The sequence below is a fragment of the Nocardia sp. NPDC050713 genome, from assembly GCF_040654315.1.
GTDB lineage: Bacteria > Actinomycetota > Actinomycetes > Mycobacteriales > Mycobacteriaceae > Nocardia.
In genome coordinates this window covers 211594-234797 of record NZ_JBFAHS010000007.1, presented here as the reverse complement: position 1 = coordinate 234797, position 23204 = coordinate 211594, and the positions used below count along the sequence as shown (strand labels likewise).

Annotated in this window: 26 protein-coding genes and 1 tRNA gene; 15 read left to right on the top strand and 12 right to left on the bottom strand. The window is 66.8% G+C overall.

From position 1 onward, the window contains the following. Positions 1-218: 218 nt before the first annotated feature. Together AB0H49_RS16260 and AB0H49_RS16255 are read right to left on the bottom strand one after the other, a co-directional pair. A complete protein-coding gene (locus AB0H49_RS16260; protein ID WP_357251994.1) occupies positions 219-1493 on the bottom strand; it encodes a helix-turn-helix domain-containing protein in 1275 nt (424 codons plus the stop codon). A 15-nt stretch (positions 1494-1508) separates the two neighbouring features. After that, positions 1509-2654: an acyl-CoA dehydrogenase family protein gene (locus AB0H49_RS16255; protein WP_357251991.1), complete on the bottom strand. Its 1146-nt coding sequence runs from the start codon at positions 2652-2654 to the stop codon at positions 1509-1511. A 97-nt stretch (positions 2655-2751) separates the two neighbouring features. On the opposite strand from AB0H49_RS16255, the gene AB0H49_RS16250 reads away from it, so the two are divergent. After that, on the top strand, positions 2752-3372 hold the full coding sequence (locus AB0H49_RS16250; RefSeq protein ID WP_357251988.1) for a TetR/AcrR family transcriptional regulator: 621 nt from the start codon (positions 2752-2754) through the stop codon (positions 3370-3372). A 578-nt stretch (positions 3373-3950) separates the two neighbouring features. Here AB0H49_RS16250 and AB0H49_RS16245 read toward each other — a convergent pair. Next, positions 3951-4361, bottom strand: a complete 411-nt coding sequence (locus tag AB0H49_RS16245; protein ID WP_357251985.1) for a hypothetical protein — start codon at positions 4359-4361, stop codon at positions 3951-3953. 241 nt (positions 4362-4602) lie between these two features. Between AB0H49_RS16245 and AB0H49_RS16240 the strand changes: the two genes are divergently transcribed. Next, the gene (locus AB0H49_RS16240) at positions 4603-4959 is read left to right on the top strand and encodes a hypothetical protein (RefSeq protein ID WP_357251982.1); all 357 of its coding nucleotides are present in this window, start codon (positions 4603-4605) and stop codon (positions 4957-4959) included. A gap of 645 nt (positions 4960-5604) precedes the next feature. Here the strand turns inward: AB0H49_RS16240 and AB0H49_RS16235 are convergent. Beyond that, a complete protein-coding gene (locus tag AB0H49_RS16235) occupies positions 5605-6960 on the bottom strand; it encodes a hypothetical protein (protein WP_357251979.1) in 1356 nt (451 codons plus the stop codon). Between the two features lie 222 nt (positions 6961-7182). Beyond that, entirely contained in the window at positions 7183-7536 is a 354-nt protein-coding gene (locus tag AB0H49_RS16230) for a winged helix-turn-helix domain-containing protein (protein ID WP_357251976.1), read from the bottom strand. Positions 7537-7663: 127 nt separating this feature from the next. Here AB0H49_RS16230 and AB0H49_RS16225 point away from each other — a divergent pair, with 127 nt between their 5' ends. The 12 genes from AB0H49_RS16225 to AB0H49_RS16170 are packed head-to-tail and all read left to right on the top strand — an operon-like array spanning position 7664 to position 15424. Continuing rightward, a complete protein-coding gene (locus AB0H49_RS16225) occupies positions 7664-8119 on the top strand; it encodes a hypothetical protein (protein ID WP_357251973.1) in 456 nt (151 codons plus the stop codon). A 2-nt stretch (positions 8120-8121) separates the two neighbouring features. After that, positions 8122-8814, top strand: coding sequence for a DUF2637 domain-containing protein (locus AB0H49_RS16220; protein WP_357251970.1), 693 nt, complete (start codon positions 8122-8124; stop codon positions 8812-8814). After that, complete coding sequence (locus tag AB0H49_RS16215) at positions 8814-9050, top strand: hypothetical protein (RefSeq protein WP_357251967.1); 237 nt, start codon at positions 8814-8816, stop codon at positions 9048-9050. The genes AB0H49_RS16220 and AB0H49_RS16215 overlap by 1 nt, the downstream gene beginning before the upstream one ends. After that, a complete protein-coding gene (locus tag AB0H49_RS16210) occupies positions 9050-10354 on the top strand; it encodes an FtsK/SpoIIIE domain-containing protein (protein ID WP_357251964.1) in 1305 nt (434 codons plus the stop codon). Before AB0H49_RS16215 ends, AB0H49_RS16210 begins: the two co-directional genes overlap by 1 nt. Beyond that, a complete protein-coding gene (locus tag AB0H49_RS16205; RefSeq protein WP_357251961.1) occupies positions 10351-10659 on the top strand; it encodes a hypothetical protein in 309 nt (102 codons plus the stop codon). The genes AB0H49_RS16210 and AB0H49_RS16205 overlap by 4 nt, the downstream gene beginning before the upstream one ends. Beyond that, positions 10656-10868, top strand: coding sequence for a hypothetical protein (locus AB0H49_RS16200; RefSeq protein WP_357251958.1), 213 nt, complete (start codon positions 10656-10658; stop codon positions 10866-10868). Before AB0H49_RS16205 ends, AB0H49_RS16200 begins: the two co-directional genes overlap by 4 nt. After that, complete coding sequence (locus AB0H49_RS16195) at positions 10865-11032, top strand: hypothetical protein (protein WP_357251955.1); 168 nt, start codon at positions 10865-10867, stop codon at positions 11030-11032. The genes AB0H49_RS16200 and AB0H49_RS16195 overlap by 4 nt, the downstream gene beginning before the upstream one ends. After that, positions 11029-11709: a DNA methylase gene (locus tag AB0H49_RS16190; protein WP_357251952.1), complete on the top strand. Its 681-nt coding sequence runs from the start codon at positions 11029-11031 to the stop codon at positions 11707-11709. The genes AB0H49_RS16195 and AB0H49_RS16190 overlap by 4 nt, the downstream gene beginning before the upstream one ends. After that, positions 11709-12341, top strand: a complete 633-nt coding sequence (locus tag AB0H49_RS16185) for a hypothetical protein (RefSeq protein WP_357251949.1) — start codon at positions 11709-11711, stop codon at positions 12339-12341. Before AB0H49_RS16190 ends, AB0H49_RS16185 begins: the two co-directional genes overlap by 1 nt. Continuing rightward, the gene (locus AB0H49_RS16180; RefSeq protein ID WP_357251946.1) at positions 12338-14074 is read left to right on the top strand and encodes a replication initiator; all 1737 of its coding nucleotides are present in this window, start codon (positions 12338-12340) and stop codon (positions 14072-14074) included. Before AB0H49_RS16185 ends, AB0H49_RS16180 begins: the two co-directional genes overlap by 4 nt. A 13-nt stretch (positions 14075-14087) precedes the next feature. Further along, positions 14088-14261 carry an excisionase gene (locus tag AB0H49_RS16175; RefSeq protein WP_357251943.1) on the top strand — a complete coding sequence of 58 codons (174 nt, stop codon included), beginning with the start codon at positions 14088-14090 and terminating at the stop codon, positions 14259-14261. Beyond that, positions 14261-15424: a tyrosine-type recombinase/integrase gene (locus tag AB0H49_RS16170; protein WP_357251940.1), complete on the top strand. Its 1164-nt coding sequence runs from the start codon at positions 14261-14263 to the stop codon at positions 15422-15424. The genes AB0H49_RS16175 and AB0H49_RS16170 overlap by 1 nt, the downstream gene beginning before the upstream one ends. 97 nt (positions 15425-15521) lie before the next feature. Here AB0H49_RS16170 and AB0H49_RS16165 read toward each other — a convergent pair. Beyond that, positions 15522-15594, bottom strand: a tRNA-Asn gene (locus AB0H49_RS16165). 225 nt (positions 15595-15819) lie between these two features. On the opposite strand from AB0H49_RS16165, the gene AB0H49_RS16160 reads away from it, so the two are divergent. Next, the gene (locus AB0H49_RS16160) at positions 15820-16065 is read left to right on the top strand and encodes a hypothetical protein (protein ID WP_067787169.1); all 246 of its coding nucleotides are present in this window, start codon (positions 15820-15822) and stop codon (positions 16063-16065) included. 425 nt (positions 16066-16490) lie between these two features. Here the strand turns inward: AB0H49_RS16160 and dnaG are convergent, their stop codons facing one another. The 6 genes from dnaG to AB0H49_RS16130 all read right to left on the bottom strand — a co-directional run bounded on the left by dnaG (position 16491) and on the right by AB0H49_RS16130 (position 23146). Further along, on the bottom strand, positions 16491-18401 hold the full coding sequence (gene dnaG / locus AB0H49_RS16155) for a DNA primase (protein WP_357251936.1): 1911 nt from the start codon (positions 18399-18401) through the stop codon (positions 16491-16493). 216 nt (positions 18402-18617) lie between these two features. Continuing rightward, the gene (locus tag AB0H49_RS16150) at positions 18618-19877 is read right to left on the bottom strand and encodes a deoxyguanosinetriphosphate triphosphohydrolase (RefSeq protein ID WP_357251933.1); all 1260 of its coding nucleotides are present in this window, start codon (positions 19875-19877) and stop codon (positions 18618-18620) included. A 5-nt stretch (positions 19878-19882) separates the two neighbouring features. After that, positions 19883-20503, bottom strand: a complete 621-nt coding sequence (locus AB0H49_RS16145) for a YdcF family protein (protein ID WP_355001143.1) — start codon at positions 20501-20503, stop codon at positions 19883-19885. A 384-nt stretch (positions 20504-20887) separates the two neighbouring features. Continuing rightward, complete coding sequence (locus tag AB0H49_RS16140; RefSeq protein ID WP_357251930.1) at positions 20888-21871, bottom strand: hypothetical protein; 984 nt, start codon at positions 21869-21871, stop codon at positions 20888-20890. An 8-nt stretch (positions 21872-21879) separates the two neighbouring features. Beyond that, positions 21880-22095 (bottom strand): hypothetical protein, encoded by a 216-nt coding sequence (locus tag AB0H49_RS16135; RefSeq protein ID WP_355000719.1) that lies wholly within the window; start codon positions 22093-22095, stop codon positions 21880-21882. Positions 22096-22147: 52 nt separating this feature from the next. Beyond that, the gene (locus tag AB0H49_RS16130; RefSeq protein WP_357251926.1) at positions 22148-23146 is read right to left on the bottom strand and encodes an alpha/beta hydrolase; all 999 of its coding nucleotides are present in this window, start codon (positions 23144-23146) and stop codon (positions 22148-22150) included. Between the last annotated feature and the right edge of the window lie 58 nt (positions 23147-23204).

Below are 23204 nucleotides of genomic sequence, written 5' to 3'. Positions count from 1 at the left end.
GATCCGGAGCCTGCCGAGCAGCGATGGTCGTCGAGGCTGCAGGTCAGGATCGCGAGCAGTCGGCTCTGGCGACGTTGCCGGGCTGCCATTGAATCGATGCGAGCTTCGGCCGCGATCCGTGCCCCGAACGGTAAACCGGGCACGCGAGTGCGCCATCATCTCGAGACGACGAAATCCGCCCCGGTAGTTGTTCCGGCAACACAGGACAACGGCAAAACTCACCGCGGCGGACGCAGCACAGCCGATCCATACCAGTGGCACGCCAGCAGGGCGAGTTCCACATCGAGCCGGTCCGCGCCGATCGGCCGCCCGCGTCGCGCGACGGCGCGGCCGACGCGGTACTTGACCGAGTTGAAGTGCAGATCCACCTCTGCGGCGGCGGCCTTGTAGCTGGATCCGGCGCGCAGGAAAACCCGCAGGGTGTCGCGCAGGCGTGCGTCGTTCTCGTTGTCGTCGGCCAGATCGCCGAGGATCTCGCACACCCAGTCCCGGGTTTGCGCGAGATCGGTTCCCACGAGCGCCGCGGTGGCCAGCCCGGGGTCGCCCGCCGCGACAACGGTCGCGGTGGGCAGGCCACGGGCCAGTGCGACAGCGCGGGCGCGCTGGGCGCCGCGGTGCGATCGGCGGAATCCGTCGAGGCCGACCCCGAGCGTGCCGATGGCGATATCCGGAACGCGTTGTCGACCGGTCACGAATCGCCGGATCTCGGTAACCGGGTCGCCCGGCTCGGCGCGATACGGCAGCCAAGCCCACGCGCTGAACTGATCCGCCTCGAGGATCAGCGGGTTCGCCGCGGCTCCCACTGCCTCCGCCAGTTCGCGCACCCACCGTCGCAGGCGCGGTATGGCATCGCCGTCGGTCGCCGAGTCCGGATACCACAGCACCAGCGCTAGGTGGTGCCAGCGCAGTGGATATCGGATGGCCTCGGTGACCGCGTCGACATCGATGCTGTTGCGGCCGCCGAGCACCTCGCGGACCCGCACCGCGCGGATGCTGTTCCGGTTCTCCAGCCAGCGGGAGCGCTCGTCGTCGTAGATGGCGACGACCTGTTCGGTGATGCGGTCGATGAACTCGAACAGGATCGTGGTGATTCGCTCGACCGCGGTGATGCGATCGGCGGGGGGAATGTCCAGCGCGTGCAAGTCGATGAAGATCAGTTCCGTGAGGCGCCGATGCCCGAGGCGGTAGGCCCGGATCAGAGCGGCAGCAGGCACCTCTTGCTGGGCAAGTCGCCTGGCGTACTCGACGGCAGCGGGAGGAGCCTGAACGCCCGCGACCGGCAGGCTGTAGCGCAGGGCGTTCAGGACGGTGCCGACATTGGCCTCGATGCTCGCGTCGAGTAGTTCGCCGGTGCGCCGATCGCCCGCCAGTTCGGCGATGTCGTCTTCCACGAAGGCCCGGATGGCCGCGCTGACCTCGGTGACCCGTTCGTTCATCTGGGCGGCTGTCACCGCGATGAAGCGGCCCGCGTCACTCGCTTCTCGATCGCGCATATCGGCTGACGGGCTTCAGAGCGCCAGCTCCCGGCCGATCAGCTCCTTCATGATCTCGTTGGATCCTGCCCAGATCTTGGTTACCCGCGCATCCATCCACGCACGCGCGACTCGGTACTCGCGCATGTATCCGTATCCGCCGTGCAACTGGACACAGTGATCGAGGACCTCGTTCTGCACCTGCGCCGACCACCACTTCGCCTTCGCGGCGTCGACCGCGGTCAAATCGCCCGAGGCATGCGCCACAACAGCGGCGTCGACGAAGGCCTGTGCGACCTCGATCTTGGTGACGAGTTCCGCGAGGAGGAACTTGTTGTGCTGGAACGACCCGATCGGCGCGCCGAAAGCTTTTCTCTCCTTGGTGTATTCGATCGTCTCGAGCAGAATCTGCTTCGCGTGGGCGACGTTGGAGACGGCCGAGCCGATCCGCTCCTGCGGGAGCCGCTCCATCATGTAGGCGAAGCCCCGATCGACCTCGCCCAAGATCGCGTCGGCGGGCAGCCGCACGTTGTCGAAGAACAGCTCGGCCGTGTCGGCTTCGGGCTGTCCGACCTTGTCCAGTTTGCGACCCCGCTCGAACCCGGGCGCCGAGGCATCGACGAGAAACAGGCTGATTCCCTTGGAGCGCTGCTCCGGATTCGTGCGCGCCGCGACGACTACGAGGTCCGCGGTGTATCCGTTGGTGATGAACGTCTTCGAACCGTTCAGGATCCAGTCGGAACCATCACGGACCGCGGTCGTCTTCAGGCTGGCCAGGTCGGAACCCGCCGAGGGCTCGGTCATCCCGATCGCACTGACCACCTCGCCGGTGCAGAACCGCGGCAACCACTGTTCCTTCTGCGCGGAGGATGCCAGGTCGACCAAATACGGCGCCACGACGTCGAAGTGGATACTCATGCTCGACGCCAGCGCCATCGAGACAGCTGCCAGTTCCTCGGTGGCGACCGCGTTGAACCGGTAGTCTCCGGCGTCACCGCCGCCGTAGACCTCCGGAATCTCCAGGCCGAGAAGACCCTGCTTCCCCGCCTCCCGCCACACCTCACGGGAAATGAGCTTGTGTTCGATGTACTCGTCCACGTTCGGCACGACATCGCGAGCAAGGAAGTCGTGGACCGACTTGCGGAACTCCTGATGGTCTTCGGTGAACGCCGAACGCAGCATGCCGATCCTCTCGAACGCGATATGAGCTAAGCGATTGCTTACTCTTGTCGATCGCGTGCGAGGATGTCAAGGAACTCCGGAAAGGAAGGTGGCCAGCTTGGCGACGTCGAGGCAGGACAGCCGGGCCGGTTCCACATCGGAACCGCGCGAACCCGCGGTCCAGCGCTTGCTCGACGCCGCACGCGACGCCTTCGCCGAGAAGGGGTATCACGGCACCTCGACGCGCGAGATCGCCGCCGGCGCCGGAATGAGCCCCGCGGCGATGTACGTCCATTTCGGATCGAAACAGGACGTGCTGTTGCACCTGACGACGACGGGTCACGCCGCGGCGCTCGCCGTCGTGGAGGAGGCGGCAGCAGAACCCGGGAGCCCCACGAAACGGCTCCGAGCTGCCGTTTACGCGTTCGCGGCCTGGCACGCCGAGCACCACACCACCGCCCGCATCGTGCAACACGAATGGCATGCCCTGAGCGAGGAGCACCGCGCCGAAGTGACCAGGCTGCGCCACCGGATCGTGTCGACCATCCGAGAGATCATCGCGGCGGGTAGTCGCACGGGCGAGTTCGCCGTGGACAACGTCGACACGGCGACGTTGGCCGTGATGTCGCTGTGCATCGACACGATGCGCTGGTTCCCCTCCCGCGAGCTACGCACTCCGGCAGCTGTTGGCGCGACTTTCGCGAGTCTCGCCGAGCGGATGGTCAAGTCCTCCGGCTAAGCGATCGCTTATTCTCGCGAACCAAGCCCTTTCCTGCGCCGACGACCGGCATGGAACTCTGCGTGCCGGAATCTCACGCGTCACAGTGGGTTTCCAGCCGCCTGGCACCTAGGTGGAGTGGCGGCAGGGAGCCTGTTGCATGGAGTGCAGTCGCCTCCAGGTTCGGCTTCCACATCGAACGCGCGGCGCTCACGCTCTAGGCGACAAGACCTGAGGCGGCGGCCGCCACCCACAACGTGCCATCAGCGGGCTCTGTCGCCCTGAACAGAACAGCGACGTAGACGGAGAGGTCGCGACTTTTTGGCAGACTTTTTGGCGCGTTTCGCGGTCCGGAAACGAAATCGGCCCCCGGCCATGTACGCTAAGCGCTGGTCAGGGGCCGTTCTCGGCTCCCCCATCTGGACTCGAACCAGAAACCTGCCGGTTCTTTCGGCGGTTCGTGACTGTCCGCCGTCGTTCTCACAAAACCTCTGCTACCGGTGCTTTTCGTGGTGATCGCTACGCCTCTGTACACCGTAGGATGCCCCGATCTCGGGGCGTTTGTAGTCCGAAAATAGTCGATGGTTCATAACCCGGCTTCATTCTGTGTAGGGCATCAGTCGGCCACCGAGGCCCGCACCAGCCATGATGACGGCCGTCAGGGCGTACTCGAAGGTGTGGTCACGGTCCGTTGTCGCCTCGCGTAAGAGCTTGTCTGCGGTAGTTCGGTCTTCGTTGAGTTGGGCACCTAGCAGTCGTAAAGACCATCGTTCTCTCTGCGACATGTCCGCTGGCCAGATGTCGGGGACCGGATAGGGGCCTACGTGGGCACCTTCCGGCGATGCTTCGATCAGGCTGTCGACCCAGAACAACATGGCCTGGGCAATTCCTTCACCGCCGACCGACTCGTCTTCGATGAGCTGTTTGACCTTGAGCCCGACTGATGGTTCCTGTGCTATCGCCGCTCTGAGCGCCGCACGTGCGTGCTGAAGCCAAACCGGATCTGCCATGGATGCCCCCAATACCGCTGAATCACCCGGACCGACCGAGACTTTCGGTCGGTTGCCAGTTTAGGGCGCGGCGAGCGCGGTGTCGGCCCGCGCAGCAGTTGTGGAATCACGCTGCGGGCCAATCCAGTTCAGGGAGGCGGGAACCTATGCGGGGGCAGGAGTACACTCGTGCTCGGCGCTCCGTCGGGGAGCGTAACCAACCGATGACCGTCGATCAGGCGACGGCAGAGGGAGACAGAACATGGCACTGAGCCGCTTGGCGCAGGAATTCGCGGACGAGATCGCGGGTCACGACTGGCTTGACGCGCCCTACAGGTGGGATCAGGCAGGGCACCGTCGCGAGCATGATCGCAAAGCCGCTGGAACCCAGACGTTAACGCCCGAGGAGACGCTCAACCTGCTGCGGAATGTGGTGGCGGTGGCCACGCAGGTACTTCGGCATCGTGATCCTAACCTCGATGTCTACGAGTTCGCAGAAGCCTGTGGCTTGGATACGCGGACCCACTCGGGGCGGTCGCGCGACGGCGGGTATGTGGCAGCGATCCGCTGGGAAAGCGACGGGGTCGCGTGTGCTCCGGGCCGTAGGCGTGGTCAGTAACCCGAATCGTATGTCCGGGTGACTTCCCTTCCCCTGCTTCCTCATAACGGCCATCCCTGAACTGAGCGAGGTCGTGTCAAGGGCGCTCTTTCCCTTGACTCGGCCGAGCGAAGTCAGACAATCGGGCAATGAGGAGGCAGGGGTCTTCGCAACCAGTCAGCCCCGCACCCACAGCGCCGAATTCATTCAGCAATCCGTCGACGCAGGTCAGCCGGTTGCAGTGCACGGACCATCCTGGGCTCAAGGCGGAACTGTCGCGGCTGGGAAAGACCACGGCTCGGTGTGCGGCAGATCGTCTATGAGGCAAGCGAGCGAAGCTCGTGCGGCAGCCCATTCGTAGCGGAACCGGGGGATCGCTGGGGCCTGCCGATCCGTGCATGATGACGGCGGATTCGTTCAGCAATCCGAACTCCGGCGTCGGTCCGTCGTCTCGGCTCCCCCGGTCGGTGCTGCGTGCGCTGGAAAGAGTCCGTGTCGCTGGGCGGTGTGTGCCTCGTCGCCGACGTGCCGACGCGCCGCGGCGACCGCCGTTCAGGGAGCCGCGCTGCGCGTCGTAGCGCGGCGGCGGCGCGGCACGCGCCGCTGCTGCGCCTTGACTCTATATAGCGAAATTCAGCAACAACTGAAGTAGCGACAGGCGATAGGTCATGCGACCAGGCCGAGTAGCTGTGATGCTTCGCGGTTGAAGTCCTGGACACTCGGGACCGAGGCGAACGGCTTCAGGCTCCGCTGAAGGTCGCTCACCGCTTCGAGGGATCGCGACGAATTGACCGTGGCGGTGAGCTGAACGACAACCTTCGCCTTCGCGGCTGCGGCGTCGATGTCATTGCGCTGAATATGAGCCATCGCGGTCGCTGCCTGGCTGAGGCTGCCTCGTCGAGCACGCCGCTGTTGGAGGCATTCTTGAATCGACAGCTGCGCGAAACGCTCGATCTCCGTGGGCTGGTTCAAGTCACGGAAGCACTGAGCCGCCTCACCGTAGAAGTAGGCGCGGTCGATGAACTTCGCCCACTCGGGCTCGTCGTCGTGGTCGATCGTGCTGAAAGTCGCCTCCGCACGACTCAACGCCTTCGTCGCGGCGCGGGTATCCCCCAACCGAGCAAGGGCACGCGCTTCGAGAATGCCCAAGTCGGCATAGCAGGCGGCCGATTCGGCCGGTGTGATTCCGTGGCGCCCGGCGCGTGCAAGCGCAACCGCCTCGTGGGAGTGACCCAACAGGTTGGCCTGATCGGACATCCCGGCCAAGACGTGTGCACCCAGGACTGGATTACCCGCCGCCTGCGACAAGCGCAGGGCCTGGATGAGGTACCGCTGGGCAAGGCCGTGTTCACCGTCGTCGTATGCCATCCAGCCGATGAGATACGCCTGTTCAGCAGCGGCATCGTAGAGAGCGGTCTGAACGTCCGGCTCGTGCTCGCGGCGGATGAGCGGAATAACTGTGGTGTTCATGTAGCTGATCAGGGCTGTCCGTGCGTGACCGCCGCCGCGCATGACGTCCATTTCCTGGAAGAGGCTGAACATCTCCCGGATTCCGGCAACCTGTTGCATCCCGATTGCTCGGGGGCCGCGGTCGGAGTTCAGCTCCTCGAGGGACGCCAGCAGCCAATCCCGGCTCGGCGTTGAGAGCGCCGCGAGGATGAACGGGGCGTTGAACGCGCCAGTGGTGTAGGCCGTGCCGAGATCCTGAATGGTCTCCAATGTGGTGTCAGGGTCGGGCGAGTACTCAAGCCCTCTCGATGCCAAGGAGTCCATTCCTTCCATACCGATATCGCGCGGCCGAACTGTGCGGCCAAGACGTTCGGAGATAACACGACAGATGAGTGTCGGAGTGATCCCCCGCGGCTTCTGGCCGTTCTTCACCCATCGGCCAACAGCGGTGTAGTCGTACCGGAGCGCCTGGCCTTCGTCACTGCCAAGTTCATTGACCCGCTTGGCAAGTCCGGCCCATGACATGCCAGATTCGGTGATCAACTGCGCGAGAGCACTGTTTGGCTCGGCCATCGTGGCTCACCCTCCTCCGAGACATCAGCTCATCTCTCGGCTGATGATACGCGTCGGGGCCTGTGACGGGGGTGCGCACACGGTGCCGCGATAGTTCACATGGGCATTCACATGGTTCGGCCGTCGTCTGACTGCGGTTGCCTGAATGTATGCAGATCAGCAGTGAGGATCGGGCACGAATCGCTGAACGCCTGGCAATCGTAACCGCCCGTTTGGAGGGGCTTACTGAGAGGCTTCGGGTCCTGGAGAACGCTCCAGCGCAGACAGCCGAGACTCAAAGCTATCGAGCCGAGTCATGATCGCGTCCAGTCGTTCGATGATGTCGTCAGCCGCCGGTTGTTCGGGATCGGCAGGCACGCGGTAGAAGGTCCCGCGCCCCTGCCAGGAGACGATCAATCCCTCGGTGCGAAGCACGTCGAGTGCAGCGCGAATAGTTTCCTTCGCAACACCCCACTCCTCGGCCAGTTTGGGCGCTGACGGTAGCTGGCCGCCTGGTGTGTACGCGGCGCGAAGCTCATCGGCGATCCGCTGGTATACGGGCCGCAGGTCATCGGGGTCCATCAGCTGCTTCGGCACGCAGCCAGTTTACCCAGCTGTGCAAGACAATCTTGGTTCAGTTTCCTAGGTAGGTATAGACAAGCGCGTCTTGACCGTTCTAACCTAGGGAAGATAGCCAACACCAGATAAGAAGGAGTGCAGAGCGATGGCATTGAAGGACGTTTGGTTCAGCGTGGATTTCGGTGAGGCGTTCCCGATGGGGCTGGTGCTGATGGGCGAGGTCCAGCCGATGACGGAGTTCAGTTCGGACCGCAACGCGGTGAAGCGGCAGCGGGTGGACCTGGACAAGGACGGCAACGGCACGGGCAAGCGGCTGTGGAAGGGCACGGTGACCGATCCCGCGGGTTCGGGCGCGAGGAGCACTTCGTTCGATGTGACGTTCGTGGCGGACGTGCAGCCGGTTCCCTCGGCCGCGCCGCTGATGCCCGGTATCACCCCGATCGTGTTGGAGGGCTTGCAGATCAAGCCGAAGATCCAGGGTTCGGGTGAGTTCAAGTCGATCGGTTGGACGATCCGGGCCACGGGCATCGCGGGCGACAACTCGGGTGCGAAGCAGGCTCCGGCCGATCCGGGTGCGGCCCGCCAGTCCAAGGCGGCCTGACGATGAGCGCGGCGGACCAGACGATGTCGGCGGGGATGCGTTGGGCGCGTTGGTCCGCCGTGGTCATCATCCTGGGCGTGGGAGCGGCGGCGTTCCGGCTGTCGTTCACCACCCTGGAGGACCTCGCCAAGCTGGCGCACGTTCCCGCTCGGGATGCGTGGCTGTTCCCGCTGATCGTGGACGGCACGATCCTGCTGGCAACCTTCGGGGTGCTGGTCTGCACGCACCGCCCCGAACGCCGGTTCTTCGTCGCTGTCCTGACGGTCGGCGCGCTGGTCTCGGTGGCGGGCAACTCACTGCACGCGGTCGCGGCCGGTCGGGACCTCCCACCGTGGGCAGCTGCCTTGGTCGCGGCCATCGCCCCGATTTCCCTGCTTGCCGACACACACGGTCTCGCACTGCTTTTCCGTGCGGCACAACGCCATTCGGCACCCGCCCGGGTCGCGGCTTCGGCCGCCGTGGAGTCCGAGCCCGAACCTGATCCCGTCCCGGTCGCCGAGCCTGCCACGGCTTCGGTCCCGGTGGCGGTCCCCGATCCCGAACCGGTCACCGCTCCGCTTCCGGTCCCGGTTCCCGAGATTCGTCCGGCTGCGCCGCGTGTGGTCGCGCCGGTTCCTGTTCCTGTTCCTGTTCGTTCGTCGCGACCGGTGCAAACGATGCTGCCGATCGCGGTTCCTGTTGGAGGTGTTTCCTGATGTCCGATAGCTCGTTCATTTCGGTTCTGACGAGCAACGACAGCCGTTCGGGCGAGGCGTTGAACGCTCGCTGGGGCAGCGCCGTCGACATGGTGGTGATCTCGCTCGGTCACGGGCAGATGTTCCTGTCGCTGCTGGATGCCGCCGAGCTGCACACCCAGTTGGGTGAGGTGCTGACCGAGCAGTTCAAGCAGACCTCGACCATCGACCCCGGCGACTCGAAAGCGGTGGCGTAATGACCACGCTGACAAGCCTTTTCGTTACGGGAGGCACCTTCGCCGCGGCTGGTGGTATGGCCTGGCTTCGTCATCTGGGTTCGGGTCCGCGTGAGCTCACGGTGGCCGACATCGTGGCCGACGCTCCGCCGGAGTTGCGGACGGCGGTGTCGATCCTGGCCGATCCCGGTCAGACGGACTTGATGCTGTCCGCGCTCGGGCTGGGTTCGATCGAGGGCGGGTTCCCGTTCGTGGAGCGCTACGACTACACCGCTCACGGCCTGGACGTGGAGCTGATGATGCTCGGCGGACAGTCCCTGGCCGACTGGAACAACGGGGAAACCCTCGATCAGTTCGCCACCTATCTCGGCGTCCCGAAGGTGACAGCGTCGTCACCTGCTCCGAGCTGGGTCCGTCTCCAGGTGAGGGCGTGGGACACCCTCGCTGCCCCGTCAACGCTGCCGGGTGCGGTTCACAACGGCGTGGACCTGGAGGCGGTCCCAGTCGGAGTCACCGAAGACTACGAAACCTGGCGGCTGCGCGTCCTCTACGGGCACATCCTGCTCGCCGGTGCCATGGGTTCGGGCAAGGGCAGCGTGTTGTGGTCGATCCTGGCCGCTCTCGGCCCCGCCATCCTCGCCGGTCTGGTGGATGTGTATCTGGCCGATCCCAAGGGCGGCGCGGAGTTCGGCCGCGGGGAGAACAAGCTGTTCGTCCGCTTCGCTACCGACACCGAAACGATCCTCGCCATGCTGCGCGAAGCGGTCGTGGTGATGCGTGAACGCCTGGCCCGCATGCGCGCCCAGGGCATTCGGAAGCTCGTGCCCAGCACCGACGAGCCGCTGATCCTGATCATCATCGATGAGGCGGCCTCGCTGTCCTCCTACGCCGATCGCGAGGAACAGCAGGAGTTTCGGCGCCTGACTGGACTGTTGCTGTCGCAGGGTCGGGCGGCGGCGGTGTCGGTGATCGCGGCGTTGCAGGACCCGTCGAAGGAGACGATGCCGAACAGGCAGTTGTTCCCGATCCGCATTGGCCTGCGCCTGGATGAGCCGACCCAAACGACCATGGTCCACGGCCAGGGTGCCCGCGACCGCGGCGCACGCTGCGACGAGATCAGCGAACACACTCCCGGTGTCGGCTACGTCGGCGAAGACGGCTCGACGGGGTTCGTGCGGGTGCGCGCCTTCTGGGTGGACGACGACGCGGCAGACGCCATCGTGAACGCCTACTCCCCGGCACCGGAAATCGCCGGTCCTGCTGAGGATTACAGCGGTTTCGACCCGGACGACCTTGGCGACGGTGACGGGCTGGTGGCGGCATGAAGCGCGGATTCGTCACAGAAACCCATGTGGTCGTGTACTGCGAGTCCTGCGGGAATCACTACGCCGAGGGCGAGAACGAAGCGGTCTGCTTCGACACCATCGCCCAGGCCATCACCCATTTGGACTTGCAGGCCGCCGGTGTCGGCTGGCTGTTCGACGGCAACACGGTTGTCTGCGACGGCTGCCGGGCCACCAACTACTGCATCGAGTTCGGCCACACCTTCTCCACCACCTTGCCGTTGAGCACCACCCGTTCCCGCACCTGCGACCGGTGCGGACTCCCCGAAATCGAGGCCCAGAAATGACCAGCAAGAAGACCGCCGCCCGTAAGACCACCAAGGCCGACCGGTACGCCGACAACGTCATCGACCTCCAGGCTCGGCGCCGCTGCCAGTTGGAGGCCCGTGGCCTGGACCCGCTCGCGATCGCGGTCAACGTCTTCGCCGAGACGGGTTCGGTCCCGGCCTGGAACAGCGGCGGTGACGACTACGACGGCGGGGACTGGGCGGCATGAGAACCAACCCGAAACCCGCTGCCAAGCAGGTGAACCCGATCGTCCAGGCCGCAGCTGATCAGGTGGCCAAGGGCAAGCGGCGGCGTCCCGGCAAAAACCTGCACGAACCCTGCCGCGATCAGCTGGCACTGTTCGACCCGCCCGCCGAGAGGGACCCGCGATGAGTCGCCGTCCGAGACTGCTGGATCTGTACTGCTGCGCCGGTGGCGCCGCGATGGGCTACCACCGCGCCGGGTTCGAGGTGGTCGGCGTGGACATCGCGCCCCAGCCGCGCTATCCGTTCACCTTCCACCAGGGCGACGCGATCGAGTTCCTGACCGCGCACGGCCACGAGTTCGACGCCATCCACGCCTCCCCGCCCTGCCAGCACTACAGCTCCTTGCACGCGCTGTCCCCGGACTCGGAGTACCCGGACCTGGTCGCGGCCACCCGAACCGCCCTGGACCGGGTCGGGGTGCCGTATGTGATCGAGAACGTGATGCCCGCCCCGCTGGACCGGGCGCGTTCGATCACCCTGTGCGGGGCCATGTTCGGGCTACGCACCTACCGGCATCGCCGGTTCGAAAGCCGCGTCCGACTGTCGGCGCCGATCGAGCCCGAACACCGGGTGCGCACCGCGACGAGCCGACGCCGGGAACGGTGGGCCGCGGGCTGGAACATCTCGGTCACCGGTGATGTCGGCCGCTACGTCGGCCCCGAGGCCATGGGCATCGACTGGATGACCGGTGACGAACTGTGCCAAGCCATCCCACCCGCCTACACCCACCACGTCGGTGCCCAACTGCTCGCCCATTTGACCAATCCCAGCGGACAGCTGTCCCTGTTCGAGGCGGTGGCCTGATGACCAACAAGACAACCCACAAGCCCAATGACCCGTTCGACCTGCTCGGGCTGGCCGTGCTCAACCTCGGCGCGTGGATGATCACCGGAGCCGCCGTGACCATGTGGTGGGCGGTGTTGTTCCCGATGGTCTCGGTCCCGCTCGCGCTCGCGGTCACCGCAGGAATCGTCGCCGGACCGATGGCGGCGGCCGTGGTGGTCGGGGTGTCCGCCGCGGGGATGGTGCTCTGGCGCCGCAGGAGTCCGGAGACCTTCGAGCGGTGGGTATCTCGACGGGCACGGCATCGGTTCCTGACCTGGCTGCGCTACCGACGCCGCTGGACCCGCCTGATGACCGCCTGCCACTTGTCCGTCACAACCGACGACCGCACCGCCGCACTGCGGCTGCTGGGTGTTCAGATCGGCGACAGCGTGGATCGGGTCCGGGTCCGGATGTTGCCGGGCCACTGCCCTGCCGACTGGGAAAACCGCACCGACCATCTCGCGCACGCGTTCGGCGCGCAGGAGTGCCGCGCCACCATCGCCGGACCTGCGCTCGTGGAACTCGCTTTCCGCCATGGTGATTCGCTCGCTGACCCGATCGAACTCCCGCACATCGAAGGTGGGTTGTCCTGGAACATGGACGCGGCATGACCACGCCTGCCGCAGGAGTGGCCCCCATGCGGGAGACGGCCGCCGACCGGCGAGCAATGCCGAACATTGACGACATCGCCGAATCGGCCGCCGCGAAGGAAGGTGTGTGCGCTCGGGTGGTCCCAATGCGGGCCTTCGACCCGAAGACCGGTCGTGTCTCCTACGTCGGTGCTCCGTGCAAGGCGACCGTGGCCACGACGTGCCCGGCGTGCGCGAAGGCGAACAAGTACGTGCGCGTGACCCAGCTGCGGGAGGGTTGGTGCGCCGAACACGAACCCGTGCAACCCGAACCGGTGGTCACCGAGGCACAGGCCGATGTCCTGGCCTCCCGCGCGACCCTGTACGCGACGTATCACGAGGCCCGCCGCGACGGGGACACCGAACTGGCCGACGCCATCAAGGCCCTGGTCGCCGAACTCGACACCGAACTCCGCGAACTCGGCGTACGCGGTCAGCTCCCACCGCTGGACGAGAAACCACGCCGCAAAGCGAAGTCCACGCGACGCAGAGATGATCTGCCGGACCTGCCGCGCAAGAAGGTCGCCAGGACCACGATCGGCACCGCCTACGCCAACGGCAAGTACCGGCCCTCGACGTTCTGGACTCTCACGATGGGTTCCTACGGCCGGATCAATCGGGTGTGGGACCCCGAGGGCGGCAAGGACAAGCGCGGTGCGTGGGTCTCGGATGGGTCGCCGGTCGATCCGGAGTCCTACGACTATGCCCGTGCTGCTCGAGACATCATGCACATGAAGACGTTGTTCGATCACTGGATCACCAACCTTCGCCGCGCTGTCGGCTGGGACGTGCAGTACTGGGCCAGCGTCGAACCACAGAAACGCGGCGCGCCACACATCCACCTGGCTATCCGGGGCTCGATCCCGACCAAGCTGCTCTACGCGGTCACCGCGGCGACCTACCGCAACATCTGGTGGCCGCACTTCGACCCGAACGACCAGGTGTACACCGACGGTCACATGCCGATCTGGGACCACCAGGCGGGCACCTTCGTGGACCCGAGGACCAGGCGCGCGCTGACGGGCTGGGATGACGCGATGGCGGTCCTCGACAGCGTGGATGACCTGGAACCGGCTCACACCCTCAAGTTCGGGGCCGAGTCCAAACCAGTTCAGATCCTTGCCGGGACACCGGAAATGGATCGCAAGGTGGCCTACCTGACCAAGTACCTCACCAAGTCGGTAGGCGAAATCCTCGAGTCCGACAGCCCGCGAGTGAACCGCCACTACGACCGGTTGCACGCCGAACTGCAACGCACCCCGTGTTCGAAGACGTGCGCTGTGTGGTTGCGCTACGGCATCGTTCCCAAAGGGGCCACGGAAAAGACCCAACCAGGGCGTTGTCGGGGCAAGAACCATCGCCGTGACCTGCTCGGCGTCCCGGGCAAACGGTGCGGCAACTCGCGCAGGTGGAGCGGCAAGACGCTGCCCGACCACAAAGCCGAACGCATGGAGTTCGTCCGCGAGAAGCTGGCCGCGCTCGGCATCTTCCCGCCCGATACCTCACACCTGCGGATCACTCCGGTCGGTCCGGGTGACCGGGACGCGCCCCCTCGCTCACACCTGATCATGGCGTTGGTCGCGCTCAAGATCAGTCAACGCGCCGAATACGAAATGGCCATGCTCGCACGTGACGAAGGGCCACCAGGCGGCGACCCCATTTCCCGCGAAACCGTTGCAGTGCAACATGATTCGCACACTCAGATGGCAGCATAGGGAGGAAACCGCCATGTCCAAATTGCTCAACGAAGCCGAGGTTCGCAAGCTGATCCCAGTCGGGCACAGCAAGTACTACGAGCTGATCGGTTCCGGTGCGCTGCGCTCGGTGAAGATCGGCCGTCGCCGCTTCGTCACCGAACAGGCTGTCGCTGACTACATCTCCGGCCTCGACCAGGCCGCCTGATGCCACGTCAGAGGATGACACCCGGCGAGTGGGGCAAGATCACGGTCACTCAGACCAGCCCCGGCCAATTCACCGCCTACGCCTACGTGCGCGATGAGGACGGCCATCGTCGCAAAGTCAGGCGTACTGGTAGCAGCGGGGAGGCTGCACGCCGAAATCTGTTGCGGCACTTAAAGGAACGCACCGCCCCTCTCGCTGACGCTGCGGTCACCGATCGCATGACGCTGGGCGAGCTGTTCCCGGTCTGGCTCGCGACCAAAACCAAACTCAAGCCCCAATCGCGCAACGTGTACGAACAGGCATGGAATCGTCACGGGCGCAAGCAACTCGGCGCACTGCGTATTCGGGAGCTGCCCACCAGCCGCGCCGAAACGTACCTGGGCAAGATCGCAGCTCGATCGGAGTCGAACGCCAAGACATTCCGGGTGGTGCTGCTCGGCATGTTCGCTCTGGCGGTGCGATACGACGTACTGACGGTGAACCCGATTCGGGAGACCAGCCGGACTGGCGGCAAGCAATCCGGTGCCCGCGCCCTCACTCCTGAAGAGTTCGCGAAGGTGCGGGAGGCGGTCCGTGCCTACCGTGACCGGAAGACGGGTTTCGGACCTCGGCCCGGTCGCCAGCTCCCCGAGTTCATTGACGTGCTGGTCTCGACGGGATGTCGCCCGAATGAAGTGCTGTCGCTGCGCTGGTCCGATGTCGACTTGCTAGCCGACCCGCCGACGATGACGACCACCGGGACCATGATCGACCACGGTGCGGTCAAGGGGGAACCGCTACACCGACAGGACGAGCGAAAAGGGGATGCACCCGACCACACGGTGATCTTGCCCAAGCTCGCGGTGGAAGCGCTGACGATCCTGTTCGGCGACGCCGCCGGTCCCGACAGCCCGGTATTCACCAACCGAGACGGCGGGTGGATGAGCCTGGCGAACCTGCGTCGGTCACTGCGGGCCGCGCTGCCCGAGGAACTGAAGTGGGTCACCCCGCGCAGCTTCCGGCCGACTGTCGCGACGGTGGTTCGTAACGACCTCGGCCCGGCCGAAGCACAGGCCCAACTGTCACACGCAAAACTGGCTACGACCGAGCGGCATTACCTCGAACGGCGAACGGTCGGACCGGACGCGAGAAAGGCCCTTGACCAGTTCACGAAGGGAAAGTAGTCCCGCGTTTGTAGTCGGAAAGTAGTCGATCTGGGGCGATTCCCCGGACAACGAAAAAGCCCTCCACCTGCTTGCGCTGGTAGAGGGCTTTTTACTGCTCCCCCATCTGGACTCGAACCAGAAACCTGCCGATTAACAGTCGGCTGCTCTGCCAATTGAGCTATAGGGGACTATCCTGAGTGGCTCTCCCGTACTGGGCGGGCCGAGGAGAAACTTTAGCGTATAGCTGGGCGGGTTCCCAAATCGCGCTTCTACCTGGGGTGATGCGGGGGTGCATGTGGGACGGGTGGGGTCACAGTTGTCCCAGGGGTAACTCGGATCCGGATCGACAGGTGGACGTGGCGTCGGGCAGGATGGTAGCCGCGCGCACAGGCGATTGGGAGGAGCTCAGAGGAATGCTGCGGTTGATCATCGGCGTCGCGGCCGGTTATGTGCTCGGCAGTAAGGCCGGGCGGGCTCGCTACGAGCAGATCAGCGCGGCGACCCGCGCCGTCACCTCGAGCCCGGTGACCCGCAAGCTGGTGCAGGTGGGGCGGCAGAAGCTGTCGGACAAGTTGAGCACGCGCCCGCAGTTGGAGCCGATGGTGCCGTTGGACGAGCGCACCACCGTGCTGGTGCCGCACGATCAGCTGCGCCGCTGAGCTACTCCGGGCGCGGGAGCTACCGGCTCAGCGCCTCGCAGCGCCGTCAGCTGGCGCCGCTCGGGGAACCAACCAGGTTGCGCCGCTGAGCGATCCACAGTCGCTCCGCCCGGCGAATCCCGACCGGGCTGCGGCCGCGCCGCCGGGCGACCCGGTCCGCCAGCGGTAAGGCCGACTACCTTTCGGCCCAGCCGCATACGGACAGTCGCAGTACGGCGGCGCGTATCCGCAAGGGCAGGGCGGCTATCCCTCCTATCCGCACCAGGGCCAGCCCTTCGGTAGGCGCGGCAAGCACGGCCATGCTCGGTCATGCGCCGAGCAACCTCAGTCGCCCCACGGACGCGGTCCGGACGACGCTCAGCCGCGTCAGGAAGCAATCCCAGGGACGTAGCCGGAAACCGGAGCACCGACCGGTCCAGCGCCCCTCAAGCAGGTGCGAAATCGTCGGAGTTGCCCATCGCCTGGGCCTCCAGACTCTTCCGATACTGCTCCAGCGCAACCAGATCCCCGAACAGCGCCATATACGCGTCGGGCTGCTCGGTCGCGGAGAGCCGCTGCAGCTTGGACTTGAGCGTCGCGATCTGACGGCCGACCCACGCCTCCTGAGCGCGGGCGAGCACGCCGGTGATGAAGCGCGGGATGTCGTCGACGGATTTCACCGGCAGCGGCGCGTTGGCGAGTTCGGAGACCAGGGCGCGCATGGTGAGGTCGTCGGCGGCGTCGCTGACGGCGTTGACCCATTCCGCGCCGCTCAACCCGGCGGACGCGCCACCCGCGTCGGCGATCATGGTGCGCACCGCGACGTAGGCGGGATGGGTGAACGCTTCGGTCTCCAACGCGTCGAAGACCGTGCCCGCGATCGCCGGGTATTGCAAAGCGGCGCACAGGACTTGGCGTTGCGGCAGCAGCGTCGGGTCGTTCGGGTTGGGGCGGGCGGCGGGGTGTTCGGTGACCTTGGTGCTCGGCGCGGGGGTCTCGGCGCGACGCGGCCCGCCGAGGCGGTTGCGTTTGGCTTCCTCGCCGACGCGGCGCACCACGGTCTGGATGTCGTCCCAGCCGACCCAGCCCGCGAGGCGGGTGGCGTAGGCCTTGCGGGTGGCGTTGTCCTTGATCTGCGCGACCACGGGGACCGCGCGGCGCAGCGCCTCCACCTGGCCCTCGACCTGGTCCAGGTTGTGTTCGGCGAGCAGACCGCGAATCACGAACTCGTACAACGGGGTTCGCCGCGCGATCAGATCGCGGACCGCGCCGTCGCCGGAGCGCTGACGTAGCTCACACGGATCCTGACCGTCGGGGGCGATGGCGATGTAGGTCTGGCCCGCGAGCTTCTGGTCGCCCGCGAAGGCCTTCAGCGCGGCCGCCTGGCCCGCCGCGTCGCCGTCGAAGGTGTAGATGATCTCGCCGCGCCAGAAGTTGTCGTCCATCAGCAGGCGGCGCAGGATCGCCATGTGTTCGTCGCCGAAGGCGGTGCCGCAGGACGCGACGGCGGTCTTCACGCCCGCCAGGTGCATGGCCATCACGTCGGTGTAGCCCTCGACGACGACGGCCTGGCGGCCCTTGGCGATCTCGCGCTTGGCGTGATCGAGGCCGAACAGCACCTGAGACTTCTTGTACAGCAACGTTTCCGGCGTGTTCACGTACTTGCCGGGCATGGTGTCGTCGTCGAAGAGCTTGCGGGCGCCGAAGCCGATGACCTCGCCGCCGAGGTTGCGGATCGGCCAGAGCAGGCGGCGGTGGAAGCGGTCGATGGGGCCTCGCTTGCCCTGCTTGGACAGGCCCGCCGCCTCCAGCTCCTTGAAATCGAAGCCTTTGCGGAGCAGGTACTTGGTGAGCGTGTCCCAGCCGTCCGGTGCGTAGCCGCAACCGAACTGCAGGGCGGCGTTGCCGTCGAAGCTGCGGTCGGTGAGGAACTTGCGCGCCGCCTCGGCCTCCGGCTCGCGCAGCCGGGCCATGTAGAACTCGTGCGCGGCGGCGTTGGCGGCGACGAGACGGGCACGGGTGCCGCGATCGCGCTGCACCGAGGTGCCGCCGCCCTCGTAGTTGATCTGGTAGCCGATCCGGTCGGCCATCTGCTCGACGGCCTCGACGAAGCCGATGTGCTCGATCTTCTGCAGGAACTTGTAGACGTCCCCGCCCTCGCCGCAGCCGAAGCAGTGGAAAAGACCGTGGTTGGGCCGCACGTGGAACGACGGCGACTTCTCGTCGTGGAACGGACACAGCCCCTTCATGGAGTCCGCGCCCGCCCGCTTGAGCGCTACGTACTCCCCCACCACGTCTTCGATCCGGACGCGTTCGCGTATTGCCGCGATATCGCGATCAGGGAGTCGTCCGGCCACGCGACGAGTCTAGCCAGTCCGGCCGCGCTCGAGGCACCGGCATCTGCTGTCCGGTCGGCGCCATTCGTGGTCGACCAACAACCTCGGCGCACGACTGAACAAGGCGGGGTCGGTTCGACCAAGCCACAGTTCGGCATGCCCGCGTGGGCCGTGCGGCGTGCGATGTCCGCGGCCAGGACCTTGTCGGCGTAAGGCCGTAATGACGTAATGATTACGTCAAACGCCGAAGTAGGTGGCGAGACGTTCGAGGCGGCTTTCGGTGTAGGAGGCGATCTGGTCGACGACGACGCGGATCTGGGCGGTGGGGGTGGTGGCGGCGTCCCACCACGGGAGGAGTTGGGAGTCGAGGTGGCGGGGGGCTTCGGCGTGCAGGCGGGTGGCTACGGCGAGGATGCGTTCGCGCTGGGCGGCCTGCCTGCGGCGGTGGTCCGGGTCGGACATGACGTAGCGCAGGGCGACGGTCTTGAGCATGGCGACTTCGGCGGCGGCGACGGGCGGGATCTCGAGGTCGGCGGCGTAGCGGGACAGCGGCTCGCCGCCCGCGACGGTGCGGGTGGCCATGATGGCGGCCGTGGCGAAGCGACCGACGAGCTCGCTGGTGAGACGTTTCAGCGCGACCGAGGCGGTGAGGGTGCCGTCGTAGCGGAAGACCGCGGCGACCACCGGTAGTTCGGACAGGCGCTGGGCAGCCTGGACGAGGTCGTCGACGGTGAGAGTGGGGTGCTGGGCGTGGCCCATGCGTGCCAGTTCCCGCTGTTCGGAGGGGTCGGCGAGGGCGCGCAGATCGATGCGGCCCGCGATGATGCCGTCCTCGACGTCGTGCACCGAGTAGGCGACGTCGTCGGACCAGTCCATGATCTGGCATTCCAGGCTGCGCCTGCGGTCGGGCGCGCCCTTGCGTATCCAGGCCAGCCGATCCACGTCGACGTCGTAGGCGCCGAACTTGGTGCCGGAACCCGTTCTGCCCCACGGGTATTTGATCGCCGCGTCGAGGGCGGCGCGGGTGAGGTTCAGCCCGGCGCTGGCGCCGTCGGGGGTGAGCACCTTGGGTTCGAGCCGGGTCAGGATGCGCAGGTTCTGGGCGTTGCCCTCGAAACCGCCGTGCCGGTCGGCGAACTGGTCGAGGGCCTTCTCGCCGTTGTGGCCGTAGGGCGGGTGACCGATGTCGTGGGCGAGTCCGGCCAGGTCGACCAGGTCGGGGTCGCAGCGCAATCCGTCGGCGATGCTGCGGCCGATCTGGGCGACCTCCAGCGAGTGCGTCAGCCGGGTGCGCGGGGTGTCGCCGTCGCGAGGGCCCATCACCTGGGTCTTGTCGGCGAGCCTGCGCAGCGCCGCGGAGTGCAGGACGCGCGCCCGGTCGCGGGCGAACTCGGTGCGGTGGCCGTTCTCGAATTCGCTGCGCGGCGGGGCGAGGCCCGCGGTCTTGGTGCCCTCGGCGGCCATCCGTTCCCGGTCGTGATCGGTGTAGCAGTCCATCGGCGTCACTGTCCGGCGGTGTAGGAGAAGTCGGCGGAGAAGTGCGTCAGCTGGTACCACAGCAGCGCGAAGGTCTCCCTGGCGATGCCGTGGGCCTGGGATTCGCGGGTGTAGACGGCGGGGCCGGTGCGGGTCGGGGCGGTCCAGGCGTGCAGTCCGGCGTCGCGCGCCATGGTGCGGGTGCGCAGTGAGTGCCACGGGTCGCTGACCAGCACGGCCGACGACATGTCGCGCGCCTTCATGGCCAGTGCGACCGCCTCGACGCTGCGCAGCGTGTCCGACCCGGTCTCGACGGCCAGTATCCGGTCGGCCGGTACGCCGCGCCGCTGCAGATAGTTCTTGCCGGAGGCGGCCTCGGTGTAGAGATCGCCCTCCTGCTTGCCGCCGACGGTGATCACGCGCGGCGCGACTCCGGCCTGGAACAGTCGATACGCCTGGTCGAGACGGGCCTCGAACACCGAGGACGGCGTGCCGGAATACTGTGCGGCGCCGAGCACGACGATCGCGTCGGCCTTGGTGTAGTCGTCGATCCGCGCGACCTGCCAGACTCGAAAAGCCGTGCCGCCGATCAGCACCAGGGCCGTCAGCACCGCGGCGATCAGGATCCTCCGTGTCCAGCGCAGCATCCCGGCACCGACCCCGCGCGCGAGGCCGGATTCGTGCGCCGAGGCCGGTGTGCTGCGCTGGGGTGCCGAAATCACCCAACCAAGTGTGCCAGGTGACTCCGCGACCGCGCGGAGCTGCGCGCACGCCGTGGCCGCGCCGACGTCGAATTGTATTCCGGCGCCCGCGCGTGACTGATCCGACCGGGATCGCCCGCGGGCCGCGTCGACCGCTGGCCGGACGGGCGACTCGGCTCGCGGGCACCTCGGCCGCGGCACGTGGCGAACACGCCGCAGTCCAGTGAGGTATCGCACGGAGGCGTTTCCGAGTGCGCGGACTCACTCTCGGGTCGGCGGCGGGCATGAAGAGCCCGGCTCGACAAGGAGTCGAAACCGCACGCCGACGACCTACTCGCTGTGGCTGGAAAGCTCGGTGAGGCGATCCCGCACCGGCGGCTCGAGCAGCGCGCCGATGGCCTGCAGCGCGCGCCGGGCCGCCGGGGTCGTCGCCTGGTCGAGCAGTGCGCCGACCACCGTGCCGTCGCCGCTGCTCAACCGCGCGGCCACCGGCGGCAGATGGCGTTCGTCCACCGCGGACAGCACGGTCATCAGTTCGACCACCGCTTCGCCTTCGATGGCGACGGTGAACAGCCGATCGAGTCCCGCCTCGTCGAGTCCGTCGAGGAACTCTCCGCCCAGTTCGCGGCGCAAGCCGGGCTCCAGCCGGGACAGCACCGAGATACCGGCGATCAACGTCTCGTCCGAACTCGCCGACGCCGCACGGACGATGGCGCTGCGGCGCTCGGCGGACAACACCCGGACGACGTCGTTGAGCCGGTCGGCCGAGGGCGTCAGCGCCCCGGTGCGCAACAGCCCCTCGTCGTCGGCGATGCCGCGCTCGAAACCACGGATCAATTCGTCGGTGGCGTGCTCGACGAAACGCGCGGAGGTGACGTAGTCGCGGCGGCGCAGCAGCTCGTTCGCGGCGGGCACCAGCACCTCAGCGGGCATCCGAGGGGCGAGCACCGGGATGGCCCTCGGATCGAGATAGGGCGCGGCGTCGGCCATGTACTCGGGCGTGAGTTCGCCGAGCAGCCCGGCGGCCCGGTCCGGGTGATCGACCCCGACCGCTCCTCCCGCGCGGCCGCCGACCTCGGCGGGCACGGCTTTCAGCACCACCTTGGCGGCGAGCGCGTTGGGCACCAGCGGTGCGAGTTTGCTCACCCTCGCGAAAGTGGCCGCGTGCGCGTCGAAGAGCCGGTCGGAGATTCGCTCCCGCAACTCGCGCAGGTTCTGCGCGCCGAGCCGGGTCAGGCTCGCGAGGTCGGCGGGGTCGGCGTCCAGCGTCTGCGCCAGCATCTCCAGCTGGCCGCGGGTCAGCAGATCGGTCATCGTCTCGCCTACTTTCCGAACAGGATCTTGCGGGCCGGGATGCGCACGAGCCGCGGCAGTACTTCGAGCGCGCCGTCGATGGCCGCGTCGAGACTGTGCCGCTGCTGTTGTTCGGCGCGGTGCAGGAGGGTCGCCAGTGTCCTCGCCTCCTCGTCGGTGAGCTGGTCGATGATCTCGCGCGGCTCGGCCAGTTCGGCGAGCAGCTCACGTTTCGGATCGGTCATCCCGGTTGTGGCTCCTTGGTGTCGAAAAAGGTTGACTGGCTGGGTTGTTCGATCAGGCGGTGCGACGCTCGGCGCGCTGCCAGAGCGTGCGGTCGAGGAAGCCGCCGATCTCCCGGACGGCCTCGGCGGCTTCCGGCACGATCGAGGCCGCCGCCTGGAAGACGTGCACCTGCCCCGGCCAGATCTGGAGTTCGCAGGACACGCCGTGGGCGGCCAGGCGCTCGGCCATGAGTTCGGCGTCGGGATAGACGAATTCGCTGGAGCTGGCCTGAATCAACGTGGGCGGCAATCCGGTCAGATCAGCGTGCGCGGGCGAAACCAAAGGCGTTGCCCCGCACGTTCGCTCGGCGAGCGCACCGAAGATCGGCACGGCGCGGACCGGGAAGACCGCGCAGACGCCGCCGGTGGGCGCGGCGAGCTTCGCGGAGTGATCCCAGTCGGTGAGCGGCGACATGGCGACGATCGCGGCGGGCATCGGCAGACCCTGGCGCCGGATCTCCAACGCCGTCGCGAAGACGAGGTATCCGCCCGCGGAATCGCCCATCACGGTGACGTTCTCCGGCGCGACGCCCATCTCCAACGCGTGCCGATACCCGTCGACGCAATCCGATACCGCCTCGGCGATACCGTATTTGGGCATCTTGCGATAGCCGACCGCGAGGATACGCGCACCGAGCATGTCGGCGAAGCGCCCGACCATCTGGTGGTGCAGGGTCCGGTTCCCGACCAGGAACGCCCCGCCGTGCAGGTAGAGCACGAATCGGGATTCGTCGACGGTCCGCGGCGTGGTGAGCTCGGCTCCGCAGTGCGGCAGCGCGATACGTCGACGGCTCAAGCCCGGCGCGGTGCGCAGCACCCGTCCCAGATGATCGATCGCGCCGTACGGCCACGGCAGGTCCGGGTAGCGCGACCAGAGGGCGATGAACGGCCGCACGGAGTACCGGATCGCCGCGTCGAGAACGCGGGAGCGGAAACTGCCGCCCGCGAAGTCGGTGCGCAGCGGATTCGGTTGGGGGCGTACGGCGGAACGGTCCACGTCGACCGAATTCATGGTGGCAGCCCTTCTCGTCCTGGGTCCCCTTGCCCGCACGAGCGCTTCGAGCCCGCGC